The 12,532-nt window shown below is 73.2% G+C and carries 10 protein-coding genes and 2 pseudogenes; 2 read left to right on the forward strand and 10 right to left on the reverse strand.

Annotated elements, in window-relative coordinates; genetic code table 11:
• Nucleotide 1: 1 nt before the first annotated feature.
• The 4 genes from K4G22_RS27825 to K4G22_RS27840 form a co-directional block, all read right to left on the reverse strand.
• Nucleotides 2-799, reverse strand: a complete 798-nt coding sequence (locus tag K4G22_RS27825) for an ABC transporter permease (RefSeq protein ID WP_228083220.1) — start codon at nucleotides 797-799, stop codon at nucleotides 2-4.
• Complete coding sequence (locus tag K4G22_RS27830; RefSeq protein WP_228083221.1) at nucleotides 796-1,524, reverse strand: ABC transporter permease; 729 nt, start codon at nucleotides 1,522-1,524, stop codon at nucleotides 796-798. Before K4G22_RS27830 ends, K4G22_RS27825 begins: the two co-directional genes overlap by 4 nt.
• A 65-nt stretch (nucleotides 1,525-1,589) precedes the next feature.
• Entirely contained in the window at nucleotides 1,590-2,603 is a 1,014-nt protein-coding gene (locus K4G22_RS27835; protein ID WP_228083222.1) for an ABC transporter substrate-binding protein, read from the reverse strand.
• Nucleotides 2,604-2,775: 172 nt separating this feature from the next.
• Nucleotides 2,776-3,516 carry a class II aldolase/adducin family protein gene (locus tag K4G22_RS27840; protein ID WP_228083223.1) on the reverse strand — a complete coding sequence of 247 codons (741 nt, stop codon included), beginning with the start codon at nucleotides 3,514-3,516 and terminating at the stop codon, nucleotides 2,776-2,778.
• Between the two features lie 251 nt (nucleotides 3,517-3,767).
• Between K4G22_RS27840 and K4G22_RS27845 the strand changes: the two genes are divergently transcribed.
• On the forward strand, nucleotides 3,768-4,511 hold the full coding sequence (locus tag K4G22_RS27845; RefSeq protein ID WP_228083224.1) for a Clp protease N-terminal domain-containing protein: 744 nt from the start codon (nucleotides 3,768-3,770) through the stop codon (nucleotides 4,509-4,511).
• 344 nt (nucleotides 4,512-4,855) lie between these two features.
• Here K4G22_RS27845 and K4G22_RS27850 read toward each other — a convergent pair whose 3' ends face one another.
• The 4 genes and pseudogenes from K4G22_RS27850 to K4G22_RS27865 form a co-directional block, all read right to left on the reverse strand.
• Entirely contained in the window at nucleotides 4,856-6,133 is a 1,278-nt protein-coding gene (locus K4G22_RS27850; RefSeq protein ID WP_228083225.1) for an NAD(P)/FAD-dependent oxidoreductase, read from the reverse strand.
• Nucleotides 6,130-7,341: pseudogene (locus tag K4G22_RS27855) on the reverse strand (CaiB/BaiF CoA transferase family protein). Before K4G22_RS27855 ends, K4G22_RS27850 begins: the two are co-directional and overlap by 4 nt.
• Entirely contained in the window at nucleotides 7,325-8,707 is a 1,383-nt protein-coding gene (locus K4G22_RS27860) for an MATE family efflux transporter (protein ID WP_228083226.1), read from the reverse strand. Before K4G22_RS27860 ends, K4G22_RS27855 begins: the two are co-directional and overlap by 17 nt.
• Nucleotides 8,704-9,753, reverse strand: coding sequence for an NAD(P)/FAD-dependent oxidoreductase (locus tag K4G22_RS27865; RefSeq protein ID WP_228083227.1), 1,050 nt, complete (start codon nucleotides 9,751-9,753; stop codon nucleotides 8,704-8,706). Before K4G22_RS27865 ends, K4G22_RS27860 begins: the two co-directional genes overlap by 4 nt.
• A 124-nt stretch (nucleotides 9,754-9,877) precedes the next feature.
• Here K4G22_RS27865 and K4G22_RS27870 point away from each other — a divergent pair.
• Nucleotides 9,878-10,444: pseudogene (locus K4G22_RS27870) on the forward strand (RNA-guided endonuclease InsQ/TnpB family protein); the annotation flags it as partial.
• 28 nt (nucleotides 10,445-10,472) lie between these two features.
• Here the strand turns inward: K4G22_RS27870 and K4G22_RS27875 are convergent.
• Together K4G22_RS27875 and K4G22_RS27880 are read right to left on the reverse strand one after the other, a co-directional pair.
• Nucleotides 10,473-10,808 carry a cupin domain-containing protein gene (locus K4G22_RS27875; RefSeq protein ID WP_228083228.1) on the reverse strand — a complete coding sequence of 112 codons (336 nt, stop codon included), beginning with the start codon at nucleotides 10,806-10,808 and terminating at the stop codon, nucleotides 10,473-10,475.
• 67 nt (nucleotides 10,809-10,875) lie between these two features.
• On the reverse strand, nucleotides 10,876-12,474 hold the full coding sequence (locus tag K4G22_RS27880) for a class I tRNA ligase family protein (protein WP_228083229.1): 1,599 nt from the start codon (nucleotides 12,472-12,474) through the stop codon (nucleotides 10,876-10,878).
• Between the last annotated feature and the right edge of the window lie 58 nt (nucleotides 12,475-12,532).

Here is a 12,532-nt window from a genome sequence, read left to right on the forward strand (position 1 = left end):
GTCATGTCGAGCTCTCCTGACGTCCGGTCATCCCCCTGTGCCAGCGCAGCGCGTGCCGCTCGACCAGCTCCAGGAGCTTGGCGAGGACAAAGCCGAGAACGCCGAGCAGCAGGACGCCGCTCCACATCTCCGGCAGGGCGAACGACCGTTGGAACTGCACGATGGTGAAGCCGAGACCGTCGGTGCTCATCAGCATCTCGCTGACCACCATGAGGATGATCGCGAGGCCGAGCGCCTGCCGCAGGCCGGCGAAGACGCGGGGGCTGGCGGCCCGCAGCACCAGCCGGCGCCTCGTCCAGCCCGTCAGCCGGTAGGCCGCCGCCGTCTCCCGGGCCACCTCGTCGACATCGCGGACGCCGTCGCAGGTGTTGAGCAGGATCGGCCAGAGCGCGCCGAGGGCGATCACGACGATCTTCGTGGTCTCGCCGATGCCGACGGCCACCAGCAGCACGGGGATGATCACCGGGGGCGGCAGCGCCCGCGCGTAGGCGAGCGCGGGGCTCGCCAACCCCCGCAGCAGCGGCGAACGCCCCAGCAGGTAGCCGCCGGTGACGCCGAGCACGAACGCGATGCCCAGGCCGATGCCCAACCGCCGCAGGCTCGGGACGACATCGCCGACGAACGTCTCCGAGAACCAGACCCGGCCGAACGCCTCCAGGATGTCGCGCAGCGGCGGCAGATAGACATGGGTGCTGTCCTCGCTGGCGACCCACCACAGCGCCAGTAGCGCCAGCGGCAGGCCGAGCGCGGCGCCCAGCGCGGCCAGGCCCCGCAGCGCCGTCCGGCCCCGGCCGCTCATCGGGCGGCCTCCGGCCGGGTGGCGACATGCCAGTGCAGCAGCCGTCGTTCGGCCAGCCGCGCCAACAGGTCGAGGCCGACGCCGAGGCCACCGGTCAGCAGCACCAGGGCGTACATCCCGGTGACGTCGCCGGCCTCCTGGCTGCGCCAGATCAGCTCGCCCAGGCCGGCCGCGCCCATCACCAGCCCCCCGGTGAGGGCGAGCGCGAGGGCCACGGAGACTACCAGGCGCAGCGCCGTGCCGAGGTAGGGCAGGACCGTCGGCCAGGTGACGTGGACGGTCCTGGCCAGCCGGCCCATCCGGAAGCAGCGGGCGGTCTCCATGGCGACGGGGTCCACGTCGCGCACCCCGTAGAGCACCTGGAACACCACGATCCAGAAGCAGGAGACCGCGACGAGCAGCACGGTGATCTGGGTGATGTCCAGCAGGAAGACGAGCGCGGGGATCAGCACGATCGAGGGGATGGGCCGCAGGAAGTCCAGCGTGGAGGACACGACCCGCAGCAGCCGGGGCACGGAGCCGATGCCGAAGCCCAGACCGATCCCGGCCACGGCCGCGATCCCGACGCCGGTGCCGGCCGCGAGCAGGGTGCGCCAGGTAGCCGTCCAGAACACCGGGTCGCCCAGCAGGCCGACGGCCTCCGGCAGGGTGTCGCTCAGCGGGGGAACGTGCCGGGGGTCGAAGAACACCCTGGCCACCACCTCGTACAGGATGGCGGTGCCCACCAGCCCGACGGGTCCGAGGAGACGATTGTCGTGCCGGGGCCACCGGACCGTCCCGGGGCCGGCGCTCACGGCAGGATCAGCTCGTCGAGATCGGGCTCCTCGGTGATGAGTCCGTCCCGCAGCGCGTAGCCGACGAGCTTCTCCGCCGCCGCGCGGCTGACCTCGTCGCGCCACCCGGTGATGGTGATCGACTCGGCCACCTCGGGGCTGATGTCGGTGAACGTGGGGATGATCTCGCGGACCTCGTCCTCGTTGTCGCGGGCGTAGGCGTACGCCTCGCGCACGGCGTCGCGGAACGCCTCGACGGTCTCCGGATTCTGCTCGGCGAACGTCCCGGAGGTGTACCAGGAGGAGACGGTGAGGTCCTCGGCCAGGTCGGTGAAGCCCCAGCCGATGGGCACGGCGCCCTCGGCCTGGGCCGCGGAGAGGAACGGCTCGACCACCCAGGCCCCGTCGACCCGCCCGGTGCTGATGGCGGCTGGCACCTGCGGGAAGGGCAGTTCGACCAGTTCCACCGCCTCGGGGTCGCCGCCGTCGGCGGCGACGGCCTCGCGTGCCGCGGCGGCGGCGATGTTGGTGAGGATGTTGACGGACACCGTCCTGCCCTCCAGCTGGCTGGGCCGGGTGATGCCGGAGTCGCCGTCGACGACCAGCGCGCCGTAGTCCTCGCCGGGCACGCCGGTCGAGGCCGAGGCGGGCACGACGGCCTTGACGTCAAGTCCCTTGGAGCGGGCGACGATCAGCGTGGTGAGGTCGCCGGTGGCGAAGTCCACCCGGTCGGCCAGCACGGAGGGGACCGAGGTGAGCTCGGAGTTCTCGGTGTCCACCTCGACGTTCAGCCCGTGCTCGGCGAAGATGCCGTGCTCCTGGGCCAGGTGGATCGGGGCGAGGTGGCCGAGCGGAGCCGAGGCGAGCGTGATGGTGGTGAGACCGTCCTCGTCCGGGCCGGCCTCGTCGGTCGAGGACGCGTCGTCTCCGCAGGCGACCAGCACACCGCCGAGCAGGAGAGCGGTGGTCGCCGCGACCAGACGGCGCCGAAGGTGCCGGGGACGGCTTCGGGAGGGGGCGGCAGGGGACATGGCGGTGCTCACTTTCCGGGAAGACCAGATCACGTCAGGGGAGAACAGGGGAAGTCAGGGGACGTCGGAGGAGAAGAAGGGGGGCGCGAACGGGCCCGCGTTCACGGGGGGTTGACGGGGGCGCGGCCGGGGGAGCCGGGCGCGGAACCAGAGCCGGGGCCGCCGGCGGACCCTAGAAGCGGAGGCGCAGGTCGAGGTCGCGCGCGTACGCGGGGAAGGGGACGGGCCCGCCGAGGGGCAGCGCGCCGATGCTGGAGACGGCCGCCTCCTCGATCGCGGTCACCAGCGTCGCCGCGTGCACGGCCGTGTCACCGGCGACGAGCAGGCCGTGGTTGCCCAGCAGCACGCCATAGGTCTCCGGATGGGCCCGGAAGGTGTCGGCGATGGCGGCCACCGCCTCGCGGGTGCCCCGCGGGGCCCATGGCGCGACGGGCACGTCGACGTTCTGGCCGTGCACGAGCAACGCCTCGTACCTGGCCGGCAGGGCGACCGAGGCCAGCGCGTAACTGGTGGCGTGGGGCGAGTGGGTGTGGATGACGGCGGTGACGTCCGGCCGGGTCCGGTAGACGCCGACGTGCATCTTCAGGATCGCGGCCACGGACGGGCTGGGCAGTCCGTGCAGCACCTCGCCGTCGAGGTTCACCACGACCACCTCGTCGTTGACCGTGCGCAGGCCCGGCACGGCGACCCTCGGGTCGTCCGCCGGCCAGGGCCGCAGCAGTTCGCCCGCGTTGACCGCGAGCAGGTCGTCGTGTCCCGGCAGCCGGACACTGACGTTGCCGTGCCCGCTGGCGGACATCACCGAGTTGGCGAAGAGCCGGTTGACCGCCGTGCTGAGTTCGGTCCTGGCGGCCCGCAGTTCGTCGGCGCCGAAGGGTTCGGTGCCGTCAGGGGAGAAGGGGGTTGTGGTCATCGCGTCGCAGCCTTGTCTCGTGGTGCCACGGCGCGGCGCGGCCCAGGGCGAGGGGCCCGGGCGCGGCGCGGCGCGGCTGAGGAGGAGATCCGGAGAAGGTCAGCGACCGCGACACAGCGCGCTGGCGACACGGCCGTAGTCAACGGCGCGACGAGCGGTCAGCAACGCGAACATGGGGGGACTATAACCCCAGGGGTATAACCCCTTCAAGTCCCCTCCCGTCGGCCCCGGGTCCGTGACAGGATGCCTCCGTGCCCAAGATCAACGTCTATCTGCCCGACGGCCTGGCCGACCGCGTGCGCGAGGCGAGGCTCCCGATCTCGCGCATCTGCCAGATCGCGCTCACCCAGGCGCTGGAGACCGTCGGCGCCGCGGCCGAGTGGGGGGCGAGCGACTCCGCCCTGCTCGAACCCCTCGCCCTGACACCCCCGCCCAACCACCATGTGGCGCTGATCCTGCGTCAGTCGTACGAGGCCGCCACGGCCAGGGGGTCCGCCGAGGTGGACACCGCCGACGTGCTCCAGGCGATGCTCGACGAGGGCGAGAGCGTCGCCCTCACCACCGTCGAGCGGCTCGGCTTCCCGCGCGCGCTCATCGGTGAGGCGCTGGAGCACGCCGCCGCGACGCACCGCGCCGAGGCCACGGCGGTGCCGCCGGCCAGACGTCCCGCCGGGGCCTCCCAGCCGGGCCTGTCCGCCGGGACCAGGACGGCGCTCACCAGGGGCGCCGACCAGGCGACCGAGCACGGCTCCGATCTCACCACCGCCAGCCATCTGCTCCTCGGCCTCATCCTCGACGCCGGTCCCGCCGGCGAGGCGATGCGCCGCTCGGGCGTGGCCGACACCGTGACCCCGGCCGTGCTCTCCGCCCTCTACTTCGGGGTCTCCTTCGGCCGCATCAGGCTGGAACGCGACTCCGAGGACGCCTGGTTGCGGTCCCGCCTCGCCGACATCACGGACCGCCTCGACCGGATAGAGCGCGGCGTCCTGGAGTGACCCCCGCGCCCAGGGCGCGCGCGACATCCCCGATGAGCAGGTCGACGTCCGGACAGCTCCTGGCCCGGCGCTCGGCGAGGCCCTCGCGGAACGGGCGGAACCGGTCCAGCCGCTCGACTCCCGCCAAGGCGTTCCGAGTTGGCGTCACCGCGCCGGTCCCCGCTTCGATGCCGCGCCGCCGGCACCACTCGCGCGGATGGACGGCCAACTCCCGTTCGTCGCCCGAGAGCGAGGGGATGCCGACGGACCTGGACAGCGACGCCAGACCGCCGGCCGGCGCCGATCCCCCGGACCGGTGCTCGCGACAGCGGCGCCGCCCCGCCGCCCGGAAAGGCGGTGGCGGCTCAGCCCCCGCTACGGCGGGCCAGGTCCCGCAGATCCCGCGCGCGGTGTCCCGCCGCGACCAGCGGACGGAACCACGGAACTCCGCGATAGTGCCAGCGCGGCGGGAACGGGCCGTCGCCGAAGGCCGAGGGGGCCGGTTCGCCGAGTGCCCGCCGGGCCATCAGCCGCCCGAGCAGGACCGACATCGGCAGCCCCCGGCCGCAGTAGCCGACCGCGTAGTGGATCCCGTCGCTGACCCCCAGATGCGGGACCTGGTCGAAGGTGAAGCCGAGCCGGCCGCCCCAGGAGTGGGTGATCTCGACATCCGCCAGGGCCGGGAAGCGGCGGACCACCGACGCGCGCAGCCGCGCCCGGATCCGCGCGGGCGGCGTTCCCGTGGACAGGTCAAGCCGGCCGCCGTAGACCAGGCGACCCTCGCCGGTGACCCGGAAGTAGTTCTTGCGCGCGTGGGCCGTGGTGACGGTCCGTCGGCTGAACGCGGACCGCAGCGCCGACGGCAGCGGCGCCGTGGCGATCATGTAGCTGCCCACCGGATACACCCGCCGCCCGAGCCACGGCACCAGGCCGTCGGTGTACCCGTCCGTGGCCACCAGCACCCGGTCGGCCGTCGTCTCGCCGGCCCCGTGGCGGACGGCGAAGGAACCGCCGCGACGTCGGACGCGGGCCACGGGGGTGTGGGGGACGAACCGGCCGCCCCGCCGCTGGAAGCGGGCGACCAACTCCCCGAGCAGCCGGTACGGGTTCACCGTGGAGGAGCCCTCGTCCAGCACGCCCAGCCGGAACCCGGCCCCGGGGAACTCGGCGGCCAACTCCTCCCGCCCGGCCAGGCGAATCTCCTCGTGCGGCAGCAGCCGACGCCAGAGGTGGTACTGCGCGCGGACGTCCGCCTCCTGGCCCCGGTGTACCGCCACCCGGACGTGGCCGGCGCGGTGCTGCTCGACCGCCACGTCCAGTTCGGCGACATAGTCGGTGAAGGCCCGGGCGGAGTCCGACGACTCCCGCCAGATCGCGCGCGCCCGCCGCTCGCCGTGGCGTTCGGCCAGGGCCGCCGGCGTCGCGGTGCAGCCCAGGGCGATAGAGCCGAACGCCCGCCCGGAGGCCCCCTCGCCCGCCGCCCGCGCCTCCAGCACCGTGACCTCCACGCCCCGGTCCAGCAGGTCGACGGCCGCCACGAGACCGGTGAGGCCACCTCCCACGACGAGCGCTCCGGTGCGGCGGGGCGGCGTGTCGGCGCGGGGACGCCAGGGCCGTTCCGCCCACAGCGGGGTGCCGGTCATGAACCGTCACCCGCGTGGTCCCCGGCGCGGGTGGCGAGCTCCGCCAGTATGCGTGCCCGGTCCTGATCGAGTTCGGGTGCCGCCCTGACGCGGGTCAGGTCCGGAATGTCGGAGAACTTGATCGGGGTGCCCACCGCCTGCGGCAGCGCGGCGCCCTCGCCGGCCTCGACCAGCATCGAGCGGCCGGCGACATGCGGGTCGGCGAGCATCGCGTCGACCGTGTTGACGGTGCCGAACGGGACACCGGCCGTGCCCAGGACGTCGCACCAGTGCGCGGTGGTATGGCCGGCGAGGGTCGCCTCGATCTCGCGCCGCAACGCCGCCTCGTCGTCCTTGCGCGACTCACCGCGCACGAAGCGCTCGTCCTGGGCCAGGTCGGGCCTGTCAAGCGCCGTGCACAGCGCGCCGAACAGCTTGTCGTTGCCCGCGGCGATCACCAGGTATCCGTCGCGGGTGCGGAAGGAGCCGAACGGCGGCGGCACCCCCGGGCGGTAGGTGCCCACCGGGCCCGGGACCTCGCCGGTCGCCAGGTGACGCCCGATCGAGTATTAGAGCAGGGCCAACTGGCAGTCCAGCATGGCGATGTCGACCTGGTTGCCGATGCCGGTGCGGGCCCGCCGCAGCAGGGACATCGTGACGCCGATCGTCAGGAAGAGCCCAGCGGCCAGATCCCCGACGCTCACCCCGACCCGGGTCGGGGGACCGCCCGGCTGACCGGTCACCGACATCATGCCGGACATGCCCTGCACCACCATGTCGTAGGCGGGACGGTCCCGATGCGGGCTGCCGGTCCTGCCGAATCCACTCACGCTGCCGTAGACCAGGGACGGGAAGCGCCGGTGCAGTTCGGGCCAGCCGTAGCCGAGCCGCTCCATGGTGCCGGGCCGGAAGTTCTCGGTGAGGACGTCGGCCTCGCCGAGGAGTCGCTCGAAGATCTCCCGGTCCTGGGCCGAGCGCAGATCGAGAGCGATGCTCTCCTTGTTGCGGTTGACGGAGCCGAAGTAGGCGGAGCGGCCACGGGCGTGCGGGCCGTAGCTCCGGGCGTCGTCACCGTTCGGCGGGCGCTCCACCTTGATCACCCTGGCGCCGTGGTCCGCGAGGATCATCGTGCAGTACGGGCCGGCCAGCACGCGGGTCAGATCGACGATCGTGATGCCGGAGAGCGGTCCGCCCTCGGGCCCTGGGGACGGTTCAGGCCTCTGCGACACTCGTGGTCTCCAACTCTTCCGACATCTTCGGCTGTCTGCTCCACCGATGGACCAGCCAGCACCCGGCCAGCAGGAACACGGTGCCGGTGACGACCTGTGACCCGGCGATCGCCCGGTACAGCACGGCCGGGTCGTCGTCGCGTGCCAGGAACAGCAGCCAGGGCAGCAGGAGGGCGTAGAGCTGCACGGCGTTGCAGGCCAGCGCGAGCCGTGGCCTGCCGAGCACCTGGAGCAGGGCGATGGTGGTCATCGCGACGCCCTGGAAGAAGAACGCCAGGGCTGACAGCCGCAGCCAGCCGGTGGCGATCTGGGCCGCGTCCGCCGGCAGGTCGAACAGCTCGGCGACGCGGGGCGCCGCGAGCGCCAGCACCGTACCGAGCAGCGCCCAGCAGCCCAGCATCAGGGCCAGCGCCGACATGACCCCCGCGCGCACCCGGTCCCGCAGGCCGGCACCGAAGTTCTGCCCGACGAACGGAACGAGCGCGAGGATGACGCTGTTCACCACGATCAGCGCGAACTGGTCGACCCGGGAGACCACGCCGTAGGCGGCGGTGGTCTCCTTCCCCGCGTTCGCCATCACTCCCGTCACGACGAACGCGGCGCCGAGGGTGACGAGGTTGGTCAGGGTGACCGGCACGCCGAGCCGGGCGAAGTCCGCCAGGTCCCGGCGCAACGCGGCGCGCTCCACCCGGCCGCCCAGCAGCCCGTGGCGCCGCAGCCGCAGCGCGACCAGCACGGTGGTCGTCGCGTAGCCGAGCTGGAGCCCGAGGGCGATGCCGATCAGGGGGTCGGAGGGAAAGGGCGGCAGGGCGAACACCAGCAGCGGGGTGGCCGCCACGCCGCCCAACAGGCCGGTGGTCGCTGCCTTCGCCGCGCCGGCGGCGTCGCCCAGCGCCCGCAGCAGCGCGGTCGAGACGCCGTAGAGGAAGAGCACCGGCACGCCGGCGACGATCCAGAGGGCCAGGGTCACGGCCCGGTCGAGCACGTCGGGCGTCGCCTGGTACAGGCCCATGGCCGCCGGGGCGACCACGGCGAGCAGCGCGGCGATGGCGCAGCCAGCGCCGAGCGCGACCAGGGCCGCGTGCCTGACGAAGGAGGCGGACGGCGGCGTTCCGGCTCCGGTGCGGGTGGAGAGCACGTTGCCGGCCGCGACGCTCACTCCCTGACTGAGGCCGATGAGCAGCAGGATGACGGGGATGACCAGGGTGAAGGAGGCGAGCGCGTCGGTGGAGACCCGAGCCGCGTAGTAGCCGTCGAGGAGGTTGCGCCCGACGAGGACGACCGAGGCCAGCAGGTTGGCCAGACCGGCCCCCGCGATGCTCCGCAGCACCGGGGCCTCGGTCAGGGAGGCGGGGCGAAGCGTCATGAGGCGCGCTCCGGCCGCGCGTCGAGCGCGTCGAGCACCGCGTCGGCCGTGGCCGGCGCGTAGCGGAAGCCGCTGCCCGAGCCACCGTGGACGACCACGGGGCGGCCCGGCGGAGCGGCGACGAGCGGCCCCCCGTCGGCACTGTAGGAGTCGCAGTGCACGCTGCCTCCGCGCAGCGCGGGAAGCGCCGAGGGCGCGTACGTCCTCAGCACCTCGCGCGCGGTCCGAAGATCCTCGGGGGAGGCGGCCGGGTCGTCCTGGGGCCGGCAGCCCCACTCCCGGGAGGTGATGCTCAGCCACCACTGCGCCCGCTCGGGGCGGGGCAACAGGAAGGCGTCGTGGTCGGGGAGGTAGACCAGCGAGTCGGCCGGCGAGGCGGGCAGCGCAAGCGTGTACGAGACGATCTTCTTGGTGCGCGGCGGATCGACCGGGCCGGCCGGCAGGTCAACGGACGCGAGCCAGGCGCCCTTGGCCAGGGCCAACTCCCCGGTGTGCAGGGCGCGTCCGTCGGAGAGCTCCACCGCGAAGGCGCCCGGCGTGCCGTGCCAACGCCGAACCGGGGCGCACTCGTACACGTCGATGCCCGAGCCGGTGCTCAACATCCGGCACAGATCCGTGACCTGGGCGTGCAGCGCGGTCGGGCCGCCGAGCACGACACCTGGTCCTGGCCTGGCGATCCACGCGGGGAGCGCCGAGGCGCGCGCCGGGGCCAGCGGCTGGGTGCACCGCTCGCGCAGCGCCGCCTGCCGGCCCTCGGCGCACAGGAAGAGCACCGGCAACGAGCGGATCGGGGCCCGCTGGCCGCTTCGTCGGTACTCCTCGTACCACCTCCGGCTCCGCGCGGACATGGCGCGCAGCCGTTCGCCGCGCGCGAGCGGCGAGGCGATGGCGCCGGCGTGGGCGCTGCACCCGGAGCCGACCGCGCGGCGGTCCAGCAGGGCGACCCTGCGGCCGGTCGCGGCCAGCCGGTGGGCGAGCAGACAGCCGAGGATGCCGGCGCCCACGACCGCGCTGTCGTAGGCCGGGGCGGGGAGGGGGCCGCTCATCGGGACTCCTTCGTGGATACCCCCGGCTACAGCCCGAGGAGGAAACGAAGCTCCTGCGGAGCAGGGCGGGGAGAGCCGGTGCGCCGTCGGGGCGGACCGGCACCCGCCACCAACTGCCGGCGCGCGTTTCAAGTCGCGGAAGCGGTCGCGGAGTTCGGCGGAGTACACCGCGTCCGCGTTCCGGTTCCGGGATGGCGGGCTGACCTTGGCGAAGATGGCGGAGCCGCTGGATATCGTGTGGTCGCGTCCGCTGCCCGAGGGGGCGTCGCCGTCCACGGTGACCGTCTCCCAGGACGCGGCCGGACGCTGGTACGTGTCCCTGCTGGTCGAGGACCCGACCATTCAGCCGCTTCGACTCGTTCGTGAACACCAAACGATCGTGATCGAGGACCTGTCGGTGCGGAACAAAGCCGCCTGGTATGGGCGGGAAGTGATCGCGGTCGACCGCTTCTTCCCCTCCTCCAAGCTGTGCTCGACCTGCGGCGCCGTGCGGAGCGGGATGCCGCCGCACGTCCGCGTCTGGACGTGCGGCGGCTGCGGGACGGCGCACGACCGGGACGTGAACGCGGCGCGCAACCTGCTGGCCGTCGGGCTGACGGTGTCTGTCGGTGGAGCTGGTGTAGGACCTCAACGGAGTACTCCGGGCGGGCAGTCGGCGACGAAGCGGAGAACCCCACGGCGCGAGCCGTAGGACCCCCCCGTTCACGAGGGGGAGGAAGTCAATCCTGTTCCAGCCACCACACGGTGTGGATCGCCAGGACCTCCGATCCGTCGTTGTGCGCGAAGTGGGTCTTCTGGGGCTCGAAGAAGAGGTAGTCGCCGGTGGACACGGCGTGTTCGGTTCCGTCGTAGGTCACCGTCCCCGAGCCCTGGGCGATCATCCAGCACTCGGAGACCTGATGGGTGTCGGGGCGTGAGGTGGCGCCGGGCTCCAGGGTGAAGCGGCCCCCCGAGAAGGGGACGCGGCCGGCGCCGAAGGCGGAGAAGTCCGCCTCGCTGATCTGGACTCCGGGGCGGCTGGACTCCGGCGGCAGGAACGGGAAGCGGTTGAGCATGGCTCTCCTCGATGCGGTGTGGTGTCACGCGGACACGGTGCGGGGTGGGTCCCGTCCTGGACGGGCGTCAGGGGGTGCTGGTCTCCGGGATCGCGGCGCGAAGCAGCGCCGCTCTCGCCGGGTCGGGGATCGGCGGCGGTCCCTGGGGACGTGGCCGGGCCGGGAGTCGGAACGCGGCGTACCGGGGATCGCCTTCGGCGCCGAGCGAGCGCCACATCCACCCGGCGATCCTGGGGGCGATCGGATACAGCAGCAGGGCCAGTGCCTTGAGCCAGCCGTACCGGTCGGGGCTGCCCGCCGGCGGAGGCGTGGCGAGCCAGGCCCGCACGGTCGCCACCTGCTCGGCCGGGTCGTACCGGGCGAAGCGGTGGCCGGCGCAGACCCGGCGGAAGACGCCCTCGAAGCGCTCCGTGACCCCTGGCGTTGGGGCGGAGGCGGGCGTGTCCGCCAGCTCGGTTGTCGCCGCCGCCACCACCCGGCAGAGCTCGGTGCGGAAGACCTCGTTGTAGATCCGGGCGAACTCCTCCGTACTCAGGTCGACTTCGGCGTGGGTCGGGCTCATCGTGGCGAGGGTGAAGCGGACGCCGTCGCTCTCCAGCCCGCAGCCGTCGGTCAGGTCGGCCGCCGCGATCAGGTGCCGGGCGCTGGTGGAGATCTTGCGTCCCTCCAGGCTCAGGAACCGGTTCACCACGAATCCGTCGAACCCCTTCCAGCCGGCCACCTCCTCACCGACGGCCTGGATGTTCACCATGTGCGAGACGGTGTTGTCGATGCCGAAGAGGTTCACGCTGGTGACGGGGGAGCCCGCGTCGAAGGGGTGGCCCATGTCGCCGGTCAGCTCCCGGTGGAGGTCGCCCAGGAGACGGCAGTACGCGTAGAGGAGGCCGTGCCCGAAGTAGCGTTGCCGGGATCCCGGCTCCAGCGGCACGCCCCAGTCCGACGGCTCGCTCATCCGGATGCGGGTGCGCCCGGCCCCGAAGTGCCGGGCGACCACGGCCCGCAGCTCCCCGGGAACCCCCAGCAGGGCCAGCGACGCGAGTCGGGCTTCGGGATCGGATATGTCGAAGAAGTGGTCCGACTCCGGCTGGAAGACCAACTCCCGGTCGGGGAAGCGCAGTCGGGGCGCGCGGACCAGCGAAGGCTCGAAGTGCGCCCCGCAGTCCTCGCAGAAGTAGCCGGAGACCCCGGCCCCGCAGTCGGGACACTCCCCGCACAGCCAGGCTCCCGAAGCGCCGGGCCCGCCCGCCCCGCGGAAGGGGAACGGGGCGCTCTGGGTCAGGAGCCGTCCGTTCGCCCTCGCCCGCGCCAGCACCTCGGCGAACGAGGCGGTGTAGCGCTCCCGCCACCGGGGTGAGAGCGGGTCGATGAACGCGTCGTACACGATGTCGTGCGCGGCGAAGTCGGCCCGTATCCGCGCGAAGCAGTCGTGTGCCACCTCGTCGGGAGTCCGACCGTCCTGCGCGGCGCGCAGCGCGATGAACGAGTCGATCGGATCGGTGCCGCCGACCACCGTGACCGAGGCGCCCCGGGAGAGGTAGTGGCGGCGGAGCATGTCCTGGCGGAGATAGGGGCCGGCCAGATGCCCCAGGTGCAGCCCCCCGTTGGGGGCGGGTTTGGCGGATATCAGCAGAAAGCGGTTGGACCGGTCGAGCTGGACCTCGGTCATGTCTCACCTGCCCTGGGAGAGCCGTACGAGTGGGGCGTCGAGGGGCGAGGAGCGCGCG

The organism is Streptomyces profundus, from assembly GCF_020740535.1.
Taxonomy (GTDB): domain Bacteria; phylum Actinomycetota; class Actinomycetes; order Streptomycetales; family Streptomycetaceae; genus Streptomyces; species Streptomyces profundus.

Coding starts and splice junctions, on each gene's coding strand:
- K4G22_RS27825 (WP_228083220.1), bottom strand. CDS start 799: ATGAGCGGCCGGGGCCGGACGGCGCTGCGGGGCCTGGCCGCGCTGGGC.
- K4G22_RS27835 (WP_228083222.1), bottom strand. CDS start 2,603: ATGTCCCCTGCCGCCCCCTCCCGAAGCCGTCCCCGGCACCTTCGGCGC.
- K4G22_RS27840 (WP_228083223.1), bottom strand. CDS start 3,516: ATGACCACAACCCCCTTCTCCCCTGACGGCACCGAACCCTTCGGCGCC.
- K4G22_RS27850 (WP_228083225.1), bottom strand. CDS start 6,133: ATGACCGGCACCCCGCTGTGGGCGGAACGGCCCTGGCGTCCCCGCGCC.
- K4G22_RS27860 (WP_228083226.1), bottom strand. CDS start 8,707: ATGACGCTTCGCCCCGCCTCCCTGACCGAGGCCCCGGTGCTGCGGAGC.
- K4G22_RS27865 (WP_228083227.1), bottom strand. CDS start 9,753: ATGAGCGGCCCCCTCCCCGCCCCGGCCTACGACAGCGCGGTCGTGGGC.
- K4G22_RS27875 (WP_228083228.1), bottom strand. CDS start 10,808: ATGCTCAACCGCTTCCCGTTCCTGCCGCCGGAGTCCAGCCGCCCCGGA.
- K4G22_RS27880 (WP_228083229.1), bottom strand. CDS start 12,474: ATGACCGAGGTCCAGCTCGACCGGTCCAACCGCTTTCTGCTGATATCC.